We start from the raw sequence: 17,273 nt of genomic DNA, 5'->3' as shown, positions 1-17,273 counted from the left end.
ATGTCATCGCATTGATGTACCGAAGGATCAGGCACACTATGCCAGAAGAATCAGGTGGTTGGCGACAGGCTATCCGCAGCTACCTGAATAGTTACGCTGGTGGTTTACCGCGCCCTCTATGGCGACTACGGCCTCTGGACGCGCCCCCTGGAGATGTTCCTCGAAACCGTCGAGATTGAGGGCAAACCGCGACCCCGCTTTGCCCTCGAGAAGGCCTTCCCCTGAACGCAGCAGCGCCCCGTGGCCAAAAAGCCACGGGGCGCTGCACGTCTGCCGACAAGGCACGGGCAGTTGAGCCCCTCTTGCACTCTGAGCCCCTCTTGCACTCATAGGGGCGCTTGTATGCGCGCCTTACTCGTCGCCCGCTTCCTGCATCTGTTTCTGCAGGTAGTTTTCGATACCGACCTTGTCGATAAGACCCAGCTCGGTCTCGATGTGGTCGATATGGTCTTCCTCGTCGGTGAGGATGTCGCGGAAGAGGTCGCGACTGATGTAGTCCTTGACCTGCTCGCAATAGGCGATGGCGGCGATGTAGTCGGTACGGCCCTCATGCTCGATCTTCAGGTCGCACTCAAGCATCTCGCGCACGTTCTCGCCAATATGCAGCTTGCCGAGATCCTGCAGATTGGGAACTCCCTCGAGGAAGAGGATGCGCTCGATCAGCTTGTCGGCGTGCTGCATCTCCTCGATGGACTCATCGTACTCCCACTTGGCCAGTGCCTTGAAACCCCAGTCCTTGTACATCTTGGCATGCAGGAAATACTGGTTGATGGCCACCAGCTCATTGCCAAGTGCGGTGTTCAGATGTTCGATGACCTTGACGTCGCCTTTCATTGGATTACCTCGATCAGGGTTGTGGGAACTGGCTGACAAGCCTGGCACGACCACTTGGGCCTGGCTAGGCCTTACCTCCAAAGTCTAGGCAATATCACACATAACTCAATCGAATCATAGGCTTGTTAAGACAAAGGCAAACGATAATGATTGTCATCAGATGGCGTAGGCAAGCCCTCCGGCGGCCAGACTCAGCTCCTCTCTGATCACTTCGCGGGTGATGTCCTTGCCGGTGCAGGCACACTTGCCGCACTGAGTGCCGCAGCCCGTCTGCTGCTGCACCTCACGCCAGCTGCGCGCCCCATCCTCGACGGCCTGACGGATTTGATGGTCGGTCACGTTCCTGCAAAGACACACGTACATGTCATCACCTCACGTTGATCATACGGTGAATGTAAATAATTCGCATGGGTGATCGCAAGTGAACCACCGAGAAAATCTCACCGCATCGGGACCAAGGGCAGTCTCGGGCGTGTCAGCGGCGCTTAGGCAGGACGACGACTCGTGTGCCGGAGGCGATATCCGGCCAGCTGCGCTTCTCGGCGTCGACAAGGACCCAAAAATGCCCGATGCCCAAGGCAGCCAGCGAGATGCCGGCCACCAGGAAACGCTGCAGCGCCTGCAGGCCGTTGATCGAGCAGCCCTCGAGGGTCTGCACCCGCAGCCGCCAGGCCTGCATGCCCAGTGTCATGCCGCCGCGGGTCCAGAAGAATGCAAAGAAGGCGAAGGCAGTGATCGCCAGCAGCAGGCGCAACGAGAGCACCTGCCCCAGCCCCGTGCCGACCTGCTCCGCCGGCACCTCCAGCACCAGTCTCACCACGGCCAAATGCAGCGAGGCGGTGACGATCCAGATCGCCAGCACCAGCAGGCCATCATAGAGCATGGCCCCCAGGCGTCGGCCGAGGCCGGCCGGCCAGACCTCGTCGAGTTGATCGAAGCGTCGTTGCATGAATCCCTCTCCTCAGCTGGTGCGACGCAAAAAGGCACACCAGAGGTAACCCCAGCCCGGCACTCAGCAGGGACGGCGCAGCGTCTTTGCCAACCCTCATCAGCCGATCCCCGCAGCATGATCCGGTCCAGCTCAGCGTCGTATCCTGAGCAGGCACAGGCCGCCGGCGTGCCGCTCAGCGTGCCCGTGACTGACGCTGGCGTTGCAACCAGCGCTTCTGGTTGCGGCGGGCACGCTGGACATAGGGCGACAGACGAATCAGCGTAAAGGCCATGCGGTTGACCAGCGATGCCGGGAAGCGCATCGGGCGCATCACGTCCAGGAACAGCACGACCCTCACGCCATCGGTGTCATTCCAGACTTCATGATTGTAAGTATCGTCGAATAGCATGCTCTTGCCCTCTTCCCAGTAAGCCACTTCGTGTCCGACGCGGATGCGACAGCGCTCGCGCGGCTCAGGCACGCTCAAGCCCAGATGATAGCGCATCACCCCTTTGTAGGGGCCGCGATGGGCGGGAATATGCTTGCCGGGCGCCAGGATCGAGAAAAAGGCCGTCTTCATGCCCGGCACATGCTCGACCAGCCGGGTGGTCTCGGGACAGCGCAGGCAGTTTTCTTCCATCTTGTAGCCGTAGCCATAGAGGAAGAACGTCTTCCACTGGTTGTCCTGGCTCAGGCGCTTCTGGTCTTCGGAGATATCCTGGAAGTTGGGCAGCGCATCGCGCTCGCGCATAATCTCGTCAAGCTCGGCGCGGACCACCGCCCAGTTCGCCTCCAGCTCACGCGTCCAGGCGAAGTCAGCCGGATCGAAAAACGCCGGATCGCCGACCAGCGAGTGGCGCGCAATGAAGCGATCGACACCCTTGAGCACCTTGCGGCCCAGGACGATATACCACGGCTTCTGCCTTTTCGGCTTGGGCGGCGGTGGCTCACTTGGCGCAGCGGCCGGGGAAGAAGGGGGTTGCTCACTCATGCGCTGTTTCGACCTCTCGACAAGCAATGAATGGATGACGCTGGTCGGCCTGGTTACCCGTGCGTCGAACAAACGCCCCGCCCATGATCGCTCAGCGCAGCACGCGCTCGCGCAGCAAGCGCCACAAAAACGGCCAGCCGAAGATCAATGGATGGCGGCGCAGCCGCGGTGTGACCTCGATGCGTCGGCCGCTATGCCGCTCCAGCTTCCAGGCCAGATAGTCGACGCCGTTTTCGAATGTCAGCACCGACTTCATCAGCCGCAGGATATGCCACAGATGGCCCTGACGCTGGCGTCGTCGCCAACGCCGCTGCGCCTGTTGCTGCGTCGCGGCATCGAGGGCATGGGCAAAGTGGTCAGAGTCGATGGCCGTCAGCGCCGGCAGCGACTCGGCCAGACCCGCCGTCAGCGCACGATACTCGGCCTCGAAGCCGGCCACCAGCACGCCGGGGCGTGACGCCCCTTCGGGGCGCAGTTCCACGCCATAGCTCAACTCGAGCGCCCGTCGCCACCCTTCGCTGGCGGTAAAACGCTGGGGCAGGCATGGCAACGCCTCCTGCCACAGCTTGATCACCGCACCGGCCAGCGCCCGATGCAGTCGGGCACGCGTGGCCTCATCGCGGCAATGCACGAGTCGACAGGGCTGGGCAAAGCGCCCCCACAGATAGGATTGGAACGCGCGGGTACAGCCGACCTCAAAGTCATGCAGGGAGATGACCGCACATTTGGCCCGCAGCCGCCCGCCGGCACCATCCTCGGCTTCGAGAAAGAACACGTTGGGCGGCAACCATTCATTGGTCAGTCGCAGCACGCGGCGATCGTAGGCCGTGCGATAGTCGTCGACCACTGCATAGAGATCGACCACGCCTTCACCCGGCGCCGCATCGCGCAGGCAGGAGCCGTAAAACAGCACGGCGCAGACCGAAGTGCCAAAGCGCGCCAGCACCCGCTCGCGCAGCGGCGCCAGCGCCGGTGAAACGGCCGTCGCACACTGCCGGGCCACCTGCTCCAGCAGCGCGGCAGACGGCGAGAGGGACGGTGAGAGGGTCGCGGATGACATCGCTACTCCAGAATAGCACCACCCCGTGGCGCCGCCGGGTCGGCCTGTACAGGGGTCAACGGGACACTTCATGGCACACTGGCGGTTCACAGCACATGAAAAGGCAGCGGCCTGCTGGCCGTGATACGCAGGGGCCGCCCGCAACCAGCCGTGAAGCGTTCGCCGTCGATGATGAAGTCGCTTTCACAGATCAGCGTCAACGCGCCAAGGTTACGGCTGAAATAGCCCTGGGCGCGCGGCGCCACCCTCTGGCCGTAGCCGCACAGCACCAGGGGCAGCCAGCGCCACGGCGCGGCGGCATCACGCGCCATCGCGGCCAGACGCAGCGCGCCGGGCTGCGCGCCCCAGAAGGGGCGCGCGCCCATCATCAGGCGATCGAGCGTGCTGATCGCCACGATCTGATAGGCGCCCTCCTGCCGGGTGCCGTCATCGAATTCAAGCCGACACGGCGTCGGCGGCAACAGCGGATGGGGCTTGCCACGCAGGATCGACCACAACATCCGCACGAAGGCCAGCCGTGGTCCCCAGGCACTGGCCAGACGCGACTGCAGCCGCGCATGGAAATAGGCCACCCCGGCGGTAATCGCTCCCGCACCGAAGAACAACCCGTATTGTACGGGGGCGGTGCCGGGGGCCACGCGCACGACCGGATGAGGCACCTGGCGTGGCCCCTCGCCTCGCCCTTCGCACCACGCTACCAGTTGCTCCAGCGCCGCCCACGGCGCCAGGCGCGCCCCGAGCGAACGGGCACTCATGTTGGTGGTGCCGCCGGCGATCGCAATCAATGCCGGCAGCGTTTCGGCCGTCAGGTCGTGTCCCGTCAGCAGCGCCGTCAGCGTCGCCTGCAGCGTACCATCTCCGCCCACCACCGCAATCGCCTCGACCCTGGCCGCGACAAAATCGCCCAGCGCCGCATGGATGCCGTCAAGATCCTCGACTTCGCGATAGTCGAGGGCGGCGCAGGCCGCGGCCTGGCGACGAATCCGCTCCAGATGGCGACGGCAGCGACCGCTGCGGCGGTTGCACACTACCCCGAGGCGGCGCGGCGGCGCAGCCTGCCATGCGGCCATCAGACCCTTTTGCCGTCGGCGAAGGCGAACCAGCGCACGGTCAGCCGATGACGCTCGGCGACGGGATCGACATGGGACAGCCAGGGTGACAGCTCGCCGCGGCGACTGGCCCTACGCGCCTGCACAACGCGCCAGGCCAGCACCAGCGTGGAGATGAGCGTCCACAGCATGACCAGAAGCAGACCGGCATAGGGGGCGCCCAGCAGCCAGGCCAGGGTCAGCAGAATCAGGTTGGGGTTACGCCGCGCCGTGATCAGGCGATTGATGGAGTCGAACGGCCGCCAGATGAACAGCGAAAAGGGCGCCGCCGTCTTGAAGGCGCCTTCGCACAGTCGACCGCCGATGTAGCCGATAAAAATGAGCCAGTAGACGCCCTCGGGCACGTCGGCGGCCAGCCCAATGCCCCAGGCGAGATACCAGAACGGCGGATGAATGAGATCGAGCAGATGATCGAACAGATTGCCGAACTGGCTGGAATTCAGCGTGACGCGCGCCAGCTTGCCATCGACCGTATCCAGAAAGGTCATCAGCCAGGCGCAGATCAATCCCAGGCCGTACTGGCCCTGCCAGAACAACATACCCGCCAGCAGCGTCAGCACGTAGCTCAGCGACGTGACATGGTTGGGTCGGATTCCCGCATAGGCGCACAAGCGGGTGACCGCACGCGCCGGAATAGGCCAAACCCACTTGGTGACGAGATCGGTGACCCCCTTGTAGGCGGCTCTGTACAGGGCGTTTTCCAGCTGGCGGCTATTGTGCGCATCCGCCCGGGCGACCCAGGGCGCGTCGAACTTGCGCAGGTCAGATTGCAGCCCTGAGGCGACACTGTCGGGCGTCACCGCTTCCAGCGTCTGCAACGGCATCTCGGCGAGACGCGGCGGGGCGGCGCGATCGCCCTCCAGCCGGGTGCGGACGGCGATAACCCCCTTGTCTTCAGGATCACGCAATACCACGTTGCGGGCCTGCAACAGACCGCTCAGCACGCGCGGGTCGTAGACATAGTCCGCGCGCAGCAGCAGCACGTCGCTGCCGGCCGCCACCGCCGCTTCCGTATCGCCCAGTTCGACGCCATCCATTGCCGACAGCATTTTCTGCAACCGCCCGCGCGGGGTCAGCCCCCATAGCGACGTGTCAGCGTCTTCTTCAAGGTATGCCTTTACGGTCATGGTCACATCCAAATGATTCATCCCGCGCAACGGTCCGGCCTGGGCGCAAAAATAATGGCCGGCCTCGCACAACGAACGGGTCATTAACATCAAAGGTGGCGTATTCTATGCCATTATGCCGATCAAAACATGGCCTGCGAGCCCTGACGCGCGCACGCGTTCACTGCGCCTCATTCATCTCTCCGACCCTCACCTGACCACGGTCCCCCGATCGGAGTGGTACAGGCTGTTCAATAAACGCGCCTGCGGTTACTGGGCCTGGCGACGCAAGCGGCGTCATCTGCATCGCCCTGAGGTGCTTGACGCCCTGCTGGAGGATATGCGGAGCCTGGATTTCGATCACATGGCCCTGACCGGAGATCTGACCCAGGTCGGCCTGCCGAGCGAATGTCAGCAGGCGCTGGAGTGGCTACAGCAGCTGGGCCCGCCCGAGCGGATCTCCGTCGTGCCCGGCAATCATGACGCCTACCGGCATGCACCCTGGCATGCCACCATGGGGCTGTGGCAGGACTACATGAGTGATGAGTCGGGTCAGGCAGGCGAGGCGCTTTTCCCCTTTGTGCGTTACCGCGGTCAGGTCGCACTGATCGGCGTGACAACGGCGATTCCGACGCCCTGGCCACTGGCCACCGGAATGCTTGGCTCAAGCCAACTGGCCCGGCTGGAAGCGAGCCTGCTTGATACGGCGGTAAAAGGCTACTTCAGGGTGCTGATGATCCATCACCCTCCGGTGGCCGGCATGATCGGCTGGCGCAAGCGTCTGACCGACACCGCGGCGCTGGCCGATGTCATTCGTCGCGCCGGCGTGGAACTGGTACTGCACGGCCATGCCCACCGCGCGCTCGATGCCCGCCTGTCTACCCCGGCCGGTCAAGCCTTCGTGCTGGGCGCCCCTTCCGCCTCGATGACGCCGAATACCGGGCGCGACCACGCCGGCTACAGTATTGTCGAGATCACCGACCATGCCGCCCGGGATCAAGCGCCGGCGTGGTCAATCAAGGTCACGCGGCGTATGATTGATACCCATTGCAGCAAATGGCATTTCATTAACCAGTCCGCTTGCCTGTCTGTCGGTGCGGGCCAGATGCCTGCCATCATCCGCCATTGATTCGGTTATTTGCGGATCTTTTTTTATTCCAGATAGAGCAAGAGAAATTTTGATGACAGATTCCCAGGTTCATGCGCAGCCACGCCGAGCCCTCATCCTCAGCGCGGGTCAAGGCAAGCGTTTGCTCCCTCTTACGGCCGATCGTCCCAAGTGTCTGATCGAGTTCAATCAGCGTGCCGTGATCGAGCACCAAATCGACAACCTTATCGCCGCCGGCTTCGAGCATGTCTCCGTCGTGGTCGGCTATGCTGCCGCGCAGGTCGAGCAGCGCCTGCACGAACGCTATCAGCATGCGCCGATCAAGATCGAGTTCGTCTTCAACCCGTTCTTCGAGCTCGCCGACAACCTGGCCAGCTGCTGGATGGCACGCACGGCGATGACCGCAGGCGACTTTCTGATCATCAACGGCGATACGCTGTTCGAGCTGGCGGTACTCGAGCGCCTGCTGGCCTCACCGGCCCGCCCCATTACTCTGGCCATCGACCGCAAGACGGACTATGACGCCGATGACATGAAAGTCGTCCTGGAAGGCAATCGCCTCGTTCGTGTCGGCAAGCAACTCGACCTGCAGGTCGTCAACGGCGAATCGATCGGCATGATGGCCTTTCGCGGCGAAGGCGGCGCGCTGTTCTATAGCGCGCTGGAGCGCATCATGCGCACCCCCGAGGCGCTGACACGCTGGTACTTGAGCGTGATCGACGAACTCGCCGCCACCGGTGAGGTCTTTGCCCAGTCGATCGAAGGTCTGCGCTGGGCGGAGCTCGACTTTCCGCACGATCTCGACCAGGCCCGCCGGCTGATCGAACAGACCACCGCTGCGACACAGGCGACCAGCGACGTCCGGTTGCTGTAAAGGGGCATTCGCCGGCCAGGCAAGGCCGGCGCCGGCTCACCGTTTCCTTGTCTGCCGGTCAGCAGACGTGAGCGGTCTCTATCTGCTCCCGCTCCCTGAGAAACGCCTCGGCAAAGCGCCAATCGTCAGGCTTGTCAACATCGACTGCCGCCTCGGGATGCTCGAGGATCACGGCACCGACACGCACGCCAAGCCGGCGTGACAGCCGTCCAAGCGCCTGATCCAGCGTCAGCCTGCCCAGCAGGTAACGCACGACAGCCCTCCAACCCAGCGCACCACTGATGACGCGCCACGGCTTCTTGCGCTCGCGCTCGACGCGCCGCCAGAAACGGGCCAGTTGCCGCCCCTCGTGAGTGGTGAAGGCAAACAGGTTACAGCCGCAGAACGGGCCATCGGCCAAGCGCGTGGCAGTACGCCGCATCCCGGGAAAACGTGCCTGCACATCCGGTAGGCGTACCAGACCCACGACGACATCGACCGGCTGCGCCAGAGCCCCATCGAGAAAATCGGCGACAATACGCGCATTGAGCAGCGCATGATCGGCGGTGGTTAGCAGCACCGCCCGATCGGCAGGAATCCGCTTAAGCACCCGGGTTGCGCTGGCGCTGGGCGATTCAGCGCTGTCGAACCAGTGATAGCCGGCCCGTGCGAACTGCGCCATGCGCGCCGGCTGGGTCGCCATCACCTGACGGGAGGGGCCGGCCAGATATAGGCTTTCGATGCGCTGGCTCTGTTGCAGCGCCGCCAGCACTCGATCGAGCATCACGATACCACCGACCGGCGCCAGTGCCTTGCAGGGCGCGCCGGTGAAGGCGGTCACGGCATCGTCCGGACCCCGATCCGCCGCCAGGATCAACGCATCGACAGGCGTTGTCGCCACTGCCGAATGGGGGCCATCTGCCATGTCAGAGTGTCTTTTCATAAAGCCGATAGCGCTTGTAGCTGTAGGCACCGATGTTTTCGAGAATGTTGCGCATGCCGGCATTGTCCTCGAGTATCCATGACATCTCGATAGATTCGATTCCCTGCTTCAGGAACGACTGCTGGATCGCCTCGATCAGCACCAGTGCCAGGGTCGGACCCAGACGGCTGAACTGATAGGCCTGGCGCACCCCCATCAGCGGCACGCGGCCGGTTCTGACCTTGCGCATCTTGATGCCCCACAACAGCTTCAGCCAGCCTAGCGGCAGCAGTTGCCCGTTCAGCGGCGCGATCAGTTCATTGAGGTTTGGCAGACCAACAATAAAGGCGGCCGGTTCACCGTCGACCTCGGCAATCTGAATGAGATCAGGCGGCACCAGCCTCTTCAGGTCAGCGCCCATGGCACGGAACTCGGCCTCGGTAAAGGGAGTGAAGCCCCAGTTCCTGGCCCAGGCATCGTTGAAGATCTCCCGCAACGTCGTCATCTCCTGATCGAAACGCCGGCGGTCAAGCGGACGGACATGCACTCGGTGATGCCAGCGTTCAATCATGCGACGCATGGCCGGCGTGAAGGCTAGCGTATCGACACGCATCCAGTAAGCGAGCAGGTCCTTGGCGGCTGCATAGCCTTGCCCTTCGAGTCGGAGCGCACTGTAAGGCGGCGCATGCCCCATCATCATGACCGGCGGGGTATCAAAGCCCTCGACAAGCAAGCCGCACTCGTCGTTGATGGTCAGGTTGAAAGGGCCGGTAATGCGACGCGCACCGCGAGAGGCCAACCACCCCTCGGCCGCGTTGAACAGGGCAGAGAAGACGGCCGGATCGTCCACGGCATCAAGCAATCCGAACTGCCCCGTATCGTCGCCGTGGTACTGGCGATGCAGGCGATCGACCTGCGCCCCGATCCGGCCTACCGGCTTGCCGCTGCGCCAGGCCAGCCAACCCTGCCAGTCAAGATGCTCGAAGACGGGGTTCTTGGACGACAAATGCTGACGCCGTTCGAAATGCAAAGGTTCGACCCACTGAGGATCATCACGGTAGAGTCGGCCGGGAAGCCGGATAAAGGCATCATGCTGCGCACGCGTCGTGACAGGCGTCACCTGGAGCGATGCGTCATCGATCTCCACCTGGGAAGAAGGCAGCGACATTGAACGGGTCCTTTCATTGCGTCGAGCACACATTGCGTCAAGCCATGCCCGCGGCAACGGCATGCGGCGCATGCATCCTGCATAAAAGCACGAAGTGACGATGCGCAGCGCGGAAATCGGGGGGGGAGCCATTCTAGGTAGCTTTCACCCTACCCGCAACACGTGGCGCTGCACGCCCCGGAAAAATCGTTAGCAAGCATATTTTGTCAGATAGCCTGCTTTCCTAATGGAACCTTAAGCTAACGCGCATTAAAGTTAAGGATGGCGCATCAGGGCCAACAAGAGAGACAATGGGGGCAGAAGATTATGAATGACTGCAACCAGCATGCCGAGATGAACGAGACGTTGCGCGCCTTTGGCGCACCGCAAAGCCTGGTACGCGATTATCGTCACTGGAGCCTACTGCTACGCCCTCAACAGGTCACCCTCGGCTCCCTGGCGCTGGTAGCCAAAGGCCCGGCAACGGCGTTTTCAGCGCTCGCCCCCGATGCATTCAGCGAACTCTCCAGGGTCACATCCGAGCTTGAGCCTGCTCTCAAGCAGGCGTTTGCCTATGATAAGCTCAATTACTTGATGCTGATGATGGTTGACCCCCATGTTCATTTCCATATCATCCCCCGCTATGCTGCGATGCGCGAGCTGCACGGTCATGAATTTACCGACGAGGGCTGGCCCGGACCGCCCCGGCTCGATATCCATACGCACACCGATGGCGCCATGAAGGATGCGATTCGCGCCGAACTGCTGCGCCATTGGCCATGAGCTTGGAAAAACGGCATCATGGCGGCCATATCACCGCTTGGGCGTTTGGCCGGGATAACAGCCACGCGCCCCAAGCCAGTCATTACTGAACAATGCAGGCCCATGGCGGTCAACACCCGACGCAGTGAGCAAGGATGTTTCAAAAACAGCGCGAATGGTTGTCCTGTTTGCTTGCAACAGGCCTCCGATGGGCAAAAAATGCTTCATCCTGGTGGTAATTCAACGGCGCCATTCTCTGCCCCGGGAGCCGGCGAACCGATTCAACCTCGTTGATACCTGTGGACTGCACTCAAGGCGTGCCTGGCTGACCGAGGCTCCGGTTACCCCCGACGCCTCATGGGGACGTCTCATGGAAGAGGGACTGCGTTACCGGCGCGTCATTTCAGCTTTTCAGATAGGCGCTTTTTTGACAGGACAACAGTGCTGATGACCGAACTATGCATAACCGCCACGCCAACATTCAACCATATTGCGCAACGTCTGGCCGATTTCGAGACATTGCCCGAGGCGCTCGATTACGCCGCACAAGGCTGCACCGGTTACAATTTCTACGATAGCCGTGGCAACTTGATGACACCGCTGTTCTACGTCGAGCTTCGCCGCCGCGCGCTTGCCGCCGCACGTCGTCTGCATGGTCTTGGCCTGAAGCGCGGCGATCGGGTGGCGGTCATCGCCGATACGAGCCCTGCCTTCATGGAAATCTTCTTCGGCTGCCAGTACGGCGGCTTCGTGCCCGTGCCTCTGCCGATCAGCATGAGCATCGGCGGCCGAGAGCGCTATCTCCAGCGTCTGCGCCGCCTGCTGAAAAGCTGCGACGCCCGGGTCGCCATCGCACCGGAATCGATGGTTTCGTTCGTCAGGGACGCCAGCGACGGCATGGCGCTTGACTATAGCGGAAGCATCGACGACTTCCATGCGCTCGACACCCCCGATGTCGAGCTGACGCCCTCCCGGCCCGATGAAATCGCCTACCTGCAATACACCTCAGGCAGTACCGGTTTTCCGCGCGGCGTGGTCATTCGTCAGCATGCCGTCATGGCCAACCTGTTCGCCATCGTCAACTCGGGGTTGGCAGTACGCCCTATGGACCGCTGCGTGTCATGGCTGCCATTTTATCATGACATGGGGCTGGTCGGCTTCGTACTGGGCCCGATGGCTTCCCAGATTTCCGTCGACTATATCGGCCCGCGCGAATTCGCGATGCGCCCGCGCCTGTGGCTTACGCTGCTCTCCCGACATCGCGGCACGATCTCCTTCGCGCCGCCCTTCGGTTACAACCTGTGTGCCAACCGTCTACGCCTTGGCGACAGTGAACGCCTCGATCTGTCGGCCTGGCGTATCGCCGGGGTCGGTGCAGAGCCCGTGCATGCCGATGTACTTGAACGCTTCGCCGAGCATTTCGCTCCGGCCGGCTTCTCGCCTAGTGCCTTCCTGCCCAGCTACGGCATGGCCGAGAATTCATTGGCCGTCAGCTTCGCCGCGCGGCAGAAGGGCATCCAGATCGACCGGGTCGACCGCACCTGCCTGGAGCATCACGGTCGGGCGCTGCAGGCCGACAGGGCGGATGCCGGCATCAATGAAACCGTCTTCGTCAATTGCGGCACGGCTCTGCCAGGGCATGAGATCGTGATCCGTGACGAGCAGGGCCGCACGCTGCCGCAGCGTGTCGTCGGGCGAATCACGATTCGCGGCCCAAGCCTGATGTCGGGCTACTTCATGGACGAGGAGCAGACCCGACGTGCGCTTGACGACGATGGCTGGCTGGATACCGGCGATCTCGGCTACCTCACCGAACAGGGACTGTTCGTGACCGGACGCCACAAGGACCTGATCATCATCAATGGCCGCAATATCTGGCCACAGGATATCGAGCAGCTGGCCGAGCAGTTCTTCGGCGTTCAACGCAGCGATGTCAGCGCCTTTTCGGCGCCGGAAGAGGCCGAGAGCGACGTCGTACTGCTGGTGCAAAGCCGCCTCAAGGACAACGACGAGCGCGCCCGCCTCGTCAAGGAGCTCACCGCACGGATACGCAGCGAGTTCGGCGTCACATGCCATGTCCAATTGATGCCGCCGCGCTCATTGCCGCGCACCTCCTCGGGCAAGATTTCACGCAGCGAGGCGTGCCGCCAGTATATCCATGCACGGGAACTGGCAGTCGATAATGCTTGCAGAGTGGCGGCCGTCTCGTCTTGAGGACCATTGCCATCACCGGTGCCACGGGCTTCATCGGCGCCACCCTGTGCAATGCCCTGCTGATGCGGGGCTACCGGGTCCGCGCCTTGACGCGTCGCGCGCCCCCCTTCGAGGCGCCGCATCTTACCTGGATACGCGGCGCTCTCGATGAACGTGCCGGCCTCGATGCACTGGTGGCACAAGCGGATGCCGTGGTGCATTGCGCGGGCAGCGTGCGTGGCGCCTCGTTAGGTGAATTCATGGCCGCCAATGTCGATGGCACGCTCAACCTCCACGAAGCGGTGCGGCGCAGCTCATGCGCGCGGTTGCTGATGCTGTCATCGCTGGCGGCCCGACATCCGGCGCTCTCCTGGTATGCCCGTTCCAAGCACGAAGCGGAACAGCGCCTGATGGCGGCCGCTGCGGGCCCCGCTATCACGTTGTTTCGTCCCACAGCCGTGTTTGGCCCTGGCGACCGCGAACTGCGCCCTCTGCTCGAGGCGCTAATGCGCGGCGTCCTGCCCGTCACGGGAACACGCCAGGCGCGGCTAAGCTTCCTGCACGTCTTCGATCTGATCGAGGCGATACTGCGCTGGCTCGACGTCGAGCATGCCGGCCCGGGGCCGTTCGAGCTTCACGATGGCCGGAGGCAAGGATATACTTGGGCCCAAATCGCCGCTATCGGCGCCTCGGCACGTGGCGCACCCGTTCGCTGTCTTCCCGTTCCGGCATTCATGTTGCGAATGCTCGCCTGGGCCAACCTGATGCTCGCACGCTGTTCGGGCCGCGCCCCCATGCTGACGCCAGGCAAGGTCCGCGAGCTTCGTCACCGAGACTGGACATGCAACAACGCGGCCTTGACGCATGAAGTCGGCTGGCAGCCGCATATCACCTTCGCCGATGCGCTCAAGGAGCGGCGTCTGTGGGCCGGTTCCGCCACTTCCTCCCGCTCTCCCAGGACATGAGCAATAACGAATGACGCGACACGAACAGATTCTCGACTGCCTCATGGTGCATCTCGAACGGCTTTCACCCAAGGGTGGCAAGCTGCATGCCGATGCCGACCTGGCCAACGAACTCGGGCTGGACTCGGTCAATGTCATGGACCTGCTACTGGAAGTCGAGGACGAATTCGATATTTCCGTTCCGGTCAATGTCATCGCCGATATCCATACGCCACGCCAGCTGGCCAGCGCCATCGAAAAGATCGAGGCCGCGTAATGGCACTATTCGACAAGTTCAAGAAACTCGCCGATGCCCGCGCCGCCCTCATGGCGACGGAACCCTGCCCGCTAGGCACGCGTATCGATGAAGTCTTCTCGCCCACCCAGGGACGCATCGGTGACCAGGAAGTCATTCTGGCCGGCACCAATAACTATCTGGGCCTGACCTTCAATTCCGACTGCATCGCCGCCGCCCATCATGCACTGGACGCGGAAGGCAGCGGCACCACCGGCTCGCGCCTGGCCAATGGCAACTATAGCGGGCATCAGGCGCTCGAGATCGAACTGGCGCGCTTTTTCGAGCGGCCGTCGGCGATCGTCTTCTCGACCGGTTACATGGCCAATCTCGGCCTGATCGGCACCCTTGTCGGCCCCGGCGATACCGTGGTGCTCGACGCCGACTGTCATGCCAGCATCTACGATGCCTGTCGTCTGGCCGGTGTCGATGTGATCCGTTTCCGCCATAACGACCCACGGGATCTCGACAAGCGGTTGGGTCGTCTCGGCGACAAGATCGACAGTACGCTGATCATCGTCGAAGGCATCTACAGCATGCTCGGCGACCGCGCACCGCTGAAGGAGATCGTCGCGGTCAAACGTCAGCATGGCGGTTATCTGGTGGTCGACGAGGCGCACTCGATGGGCGTCATGGGCGAACATGGCCGTGGCCTTGCCGAGGCCGAAGGCGTCGAAGCGGACGTCGACTTCGTGGTCGGCACCTTCAGCAAGAGTCTCGGCGCCATCGGCGGCTTTGCCGTCAGCCATCATCGCGAACTCGATACCGTCCGTCTGGCCAGCCGTCCCTATATCTTCACGGCGTCACCCTCGCCGGCCACTATCGCGTCGGTACGCGTCGCGCTCGATATCGTTGCCAATCGCCCGGCACTGCGACACCAGCTATGGAGCAACGCCGAGCGGCTATATGCCGGCCTGGCTCACGCAGGCTACGAGCTCGGCCCTCAGTCCGGTCCGGTCACCGCGGCACTGCTCGATTCGCCGCAACAGGCGGTCGCCTTCTGGCATGCGCTTCTCGAGCATGGCGTGTATGTCAATCTCGTGCTGCCACCGGCTACGCCCGGCGGGCGGGCGCTGGTGCGCGTCAGCGTCAGCGCCGCCCATGACACCACGCAGATCGACCGCATCATCGAAGCGTTCACCACCTTGAAACCCATGCTGAGTTCGTCCGCGAAGCCGTGATACGTGCGTTCGGCCAGCGTCAGCCACCGACCGGACGATCAACGGATGTAGACCATGCGACTTCTTTCCGCTTTTTTCCGCCTCTATCCCCGACGCACGGTCCTCATGCTGATCTGCCTGCTGTTCGCCGGCATCGCCGAAGGAATAGGGCTGACCACCATCCTGCCGTTGCTCAGCGTGGCTTTAGGCGAAGACGGACAAGGCAACGCCTTTTCCGTGAAGGTTCTGTCGATCATGGAGGCCATCGGCCTACCCACGACGGTAGGCGTCATCCTGACGATCATTGTGCTCGGCATGACGGTCAAGAGTGCGCTGGTGCTGCTGGCCAACCGCCAGGTCGGCTATACCGTGGCACGTGTCGCTACCGATCTACGTCTGGAGCTGATCCGCTCGTTGTTGGCCAGTCGCTGGGAGCACTATTTGCGCCAACCGGCCGGTAGCCTGGCCAACTCGGTGGCCACCGAAGCCACTCGTGCCGCCACCGGCTATGAGCACTGCGCCAACGTCATTGCGCTATTCATTCAGGTGGTCGTATATGCCATCGTGGCGCTGATGATCGGCTGGCAGGCAACGCTGGTCTCGCTGACCCTGGGCGTGCTGATGTCGCTAATGCTGTTTCGGCTGGTACGTGCCTCCAAGCGTGCCGGCAAACAGCAGACCCGCCTGATGCGCGATCTGCTCTCGCGCCTGACCGATACGCTGGGCTCGGTCAAACCGCTCAAGGCGATGGCGCGTTACAATGTCGCCGACGCCCTGCTGCAGCGTCAGACTCATCGCCTCAACCGGGCGATGGAACGTCAGGTATTGGCCCGCGAAGGCATGAAAGCCATTCAGGAGCCGATCCTCACGCTGTTCATTGCCGTCGGCCTGTACCTCGCCCTGGTGGTATGGGGCTTGTCCTTGCCGTCGGTCATGGTGATGATCTTTCTGCTGGCCCGCGTGGTCATCCAGCTCAATCAACTGCAACGCCGTTACCAGCAGATGCAAACCCAGGAAAGCGCCTACTGGGCGCTCAAGGACGCGGTCAAGAGCGCCCAGGACAACGCGGAGCCCGCGGGCGGCTCGTTAACGCCGACGCTCGAGAAGGCCATCCTATTTCGTGGCGTGCATTTTCATTATGGCGACCACACCATCTTGAACGAAACCGATTTAACGATTCCGGCCTACTCGTTCGTCGCCCTGATCGGTCCATCCGGTGCCGGCAAGACCACGCTGCTTGATCTACTGTGCATGCTGCTGGAACCCACCTCGGGCGACGTCACCATCGATGGCATACCTGGCAGCCAGATCGACCGGCTCGCCTGGCGGCGCATGATCGGCTATGTTCCCCAGGAAACGCTGCTGCTGCATGACAGCGTGCTGGCTAACGTCACCCTTGGCGACCCTACGCTGAGCGAAGCGGATGCCGAACGCGCGCTGCGCCAGGCCGATGCCTGGGCATTCGTCAGCCAGATGTTCAAAGGGATTCATAGCTCGGTGGGCGAGCGCGGTGCGCGACTCTCCGGCGGTCAGCGTCAGCGTATCGTCATTGCCCGCGCCCTGGCACATCGACCCAAGCTGCTGATCCTCGACGAAGCGACCAGCGCGCTCGACCCGGCTGCCGAAGCAGCCATTAGCGAGACGCTGCGTGGCCTGAAAAACGAGCTGACCATCCTGGCTGTCTCCCACCAACCCGCGCTGGTGCATGCTGCCGACCATGTGTATCGCTTGGAAAAGGGCCAATTGAGCCGCGTTGCCGACATCGAGCCGCTTCATGTCCCAGCCTGAATGACCACGGAAATTGAACAAGCTGCCTAGCAGCAGCCCTGTGCATTGAGGACACCCCTAAAACGGCATC

At 62.7% G+C, this 17,273-nt stretch carries 17 protein-coding genes and 1 pseudogene; 9 read left to right on the top strand and 9 right to left on the bottom strand.

Translation table 11 applies throughout. From position 1 onward, the window contains the following. Nucleotides 1–96 precede the first annotated feature (96 nt). Nucleotides 97–225 (top strand): annotated as a pseudogene (locus DFO68_RS08465) (DUF1653 domain-containing protein); the annotation flags it as partial. Between the two features lie 126 nt (nucleotides 226–351). Here DFO68_RS08465 and bfr read toward each other — a convergent pair. The 7 genes from bfr to DFO68_RS08430 form a co-directional block, all read right to left on the bottom strand. Then, complete coding sequence (gene bfr, locus DFO68_RS08460; RefSeq protein WP_133483225.1) at nucleotides 352–834, bottom strand: bacterioferritin; 483 nt, start codon at nucleotides 832–834, stop codon at nucleotides 352–354. A 156-nt stretch (nucleotides 835–990) separates the two neighbouring features. Continuing rightward, a complete protein-coding gene (locus DFO68_RS08455; protein ID WP_133483224.1) occupies nucleotides 991–1,197 on the bottom strand; it encodes a (2Fe-2S)-binding protein in 207 nt (68 codons plus the stop codon). Between the two features lie 112 nt (nucleotides 1,198–1,309). Then, nucleotides 1,310–1,783, bottom strand: a complete 474-nt coding sequence (locus DFO68_RS08450) for an RDD family protein (RefSeq protein ID WP_133483223.1) — start codon at nucleotides 1,781–1,783, stop codon at nucleotides 1,310–1,312. A gap of 175 nt (nucleotides 1,784–1,958) precedes the next feature. Further along, on the bottom strand, nucleotides 1,959–2,756 hold the full coding sequence (locus tag DFO68_RS08445; RefSeq protein WP_133483222.1) for an aspartyl/asparaginyl beta-hydroxylase domain-containing protein: 798 nt from the start codon (nucleotides 2,754–2,756) through the stop codon (nucleotides 1,959–1,961). A gap of 91 nt (nucleotides 2,757–2,847) precedes the next feature. After that, nucleotides 2,848–3,816 (bottom strand): hypothetical protein, encoded by a 969-nt coding sequence (locus tag DFO68_RS08440; RefSeq protein WP_133483221.1) that lies wholly within the window; start codon nucleotides 3,814–3,816, stop codon nucleotides 2,848–2,850. 86 nt (nucleotides 3,817–3,902) lie between these two features. After that, nucleotides 3,903–4,886 carry a diacylglycerol/lipid kinase family protein gene (locus DFO68_RS08435; RefSeq protein WP_133483220.1) on the bottom strand — a complete coding sequence of 328 codons (984 nt, stop codon included), beginning with the start codon at nucleotides 4,884–4,886 and terminating at the stop codon, nucleotides 3,903–3,905. After that, nucleotides 4,886–6,052 carry a CDP-alcohol phosphatidyltransferase family protein gene (locus DFO68_RS08430; protein WP_133483219.1) on the bottom strand — a complete coding sequence of 389 codons (1,167 nt, stop codon included), beginning with the start codon at nucleotides 6,050–6,052 and terminating at the stop codon, nucleotides 4,886–4,888. The genes DFO68_RS08435 and DFO68_RS08430 overlap by 1 nt, the downstream gene beginning before the upstream one ends. A gap of 115 nt (nucleotides 6,053–6,167) precedes the next feature. Between DFO68_RS08430 and DFO68_RS08425 the strand changes: the two genes are divergently transcribed. Further along, nucleotides 6,168–7,160 carry a metallophosphoesterase family protein gene (locus DFO68_RS08425; RefSeq protein WP_133483218.1) on the top strand — a complete coding sequence of 331 codons (993 nt, stop codon included), beginning with the start codon at nucleotides 6,168–6,170 and terminating at the stop codon, nucleotides 7,158–7,160. 52 nt (nucleotides 7,161–7,212) lie between these two features. Continuing rightward, nucleotides 7,213–8,013, top strand: a complete 801-nt coding sequence (locus DFO68_RS08420) for a sugar phosphate nucleotidyltransferase (RefSeq protein WP_208107388.1) — start codon at nucleotides 7,213–7,215, stop codon at nucleotides 8,011–8,013. Nucleotides 8,014–8,071: 58 nt separating this feature from the next. Here the strand turns inward: DFO68_RS08420 and DFO68_RS08415 are convergent, their stop codons facing one another. Together DFO68_RS08415 and DFO68_RS08410 are read right to left on the bottom strand one after the other, a co-directional pair. After that, nucleotides 8,072–8,917, bottom strand: coding sequence for a nucleotidyltransferase family protein (locus DFO68_RS08415; protein WP_133483217.1), 846 nt, complete (start codon nucleotides 8,915–8,917; stop codon nucleotides 8,072–8,074). A 1-nt stretch (nucleotide 8,918) separates the two neighbouring features. Continuing rightward, a complete protein-coding gene (locus tag DFO68_RS08410; RefSeq protein WP_208107387.1) occupies nucleotides 8,919–10,214 on the bottom strand; it encodes a hypothetical protein in 1,296 nt (431 codons plus the stop codon). A gap of 174 nt (nucleotides 10,215–10,388) precedes the next feature. Between DFO68_RS08410 and DFO68_RS08405 the strand changes: the two genes are divergently transcribed. The 6 genes from DFO68_RS08405 to DFO68_RS08380 all read left to right on the top strand — a co-directional run bounded on the left by DFO68_RS08405 (nucleotide 10,389) and on the right by DFO68_RS08380 (nucleotide 17,203). Next, the gene (locus DFO68_RS08405) at nucleotides 10,389–10,844 is read left to right on the top strand and encodes an HIT family protein (protein ID WP_133483215.1); all 456 of its coding nucleotides are present in this window, start codon (nucleotides 10,389–10,391) and stop codon (nucleotides 10,842–10,844) included. Nucleotides 10,845–11,270: 426 nt separating this feature from the next. Continuing rightward, nucleotides 11,271–13,037, top strand: coding sequence for a fatty acyl-AMP ligase (locus DFO68_RS08400; protein ID WP_133483214.1), 1,767 nt, complete (start codon nucleotides 11,271–11,273; stop codon nucleotides 13,035–13,037). Further along, entirely contained in the window at nucleotides 13,034–13,981 is a 948-nt protein-coding gene (locus DFO68_RS08395) for an NAD-dependent epimerase/dehydratase family protein (protein ID WP_208107386.1), read from the top strand. Before DFO68_RS08400 ends, DFO68_RS08395 begins: the two co-directional genes overlap by 4 nt. 10 nt (nucleotides 13,982–13,991) lie before the next feature. Next, complete coding sequence (locus DFO68_RS08390; RefSeq protein ID WP_133483212.1) at nucleotides 13,992–14,237, top strand: acyl carrier protein; 246 nt, start codon at nucleotides 13,992–13,994, stop codon at nucleotides 14,235–14,237. After that, the gene (gene spt / locus DFO68_RS08385) at nucleotides 14,237–15,436 is read left to right on the top strand and encodes a serine palmitoyltransferase (RefSeq protein ID WP_133483211.1); all 1,200 of its coding nucleotides are present in this window, start codon (nucleotides 14,237–14,239) and stop codon (nucleotides 15,434–15,436) included. Before DFO68_RS08390 ends, spt begins: the two co-directional genes overlap by 1 nt. Before the next feature lie 54 nt (nucleotides 15,437–15,490). After that, nucleotides 15,491–17,203 carry an ABC transporter ATP-binding protein gene (locus DFO68_RS08380; RefSeq protein ID WP_133483210.1) on the top strand — a complete coding sequence of 571 codons (1,713 nt, stop codon included), beginning with the start codon at nucleotides 15,491–15,493 and terminating at the stop codon, nucleotides 17,201–17,203. The last annotated feature ends 70 nt before the right edge of the window (nucleotides 17,204–17,273 follow it).

Origin of the sequence: Halomonas ventosae (assembly GCF_004361885.1) — a bacterium.
GTDB classification, from domain to species: Bacteria; Pseudomonadota; Gammaproteobacteria; order Pseudomonadales; family Halomonadaceae; genus Halomonas; species Halomonas ventosae_C.
The sequence above is the reverse complement of the archived record's forward strand: the minus strand, read 5'-3'. Positions and strand labels throughout refer to the sequence as shown.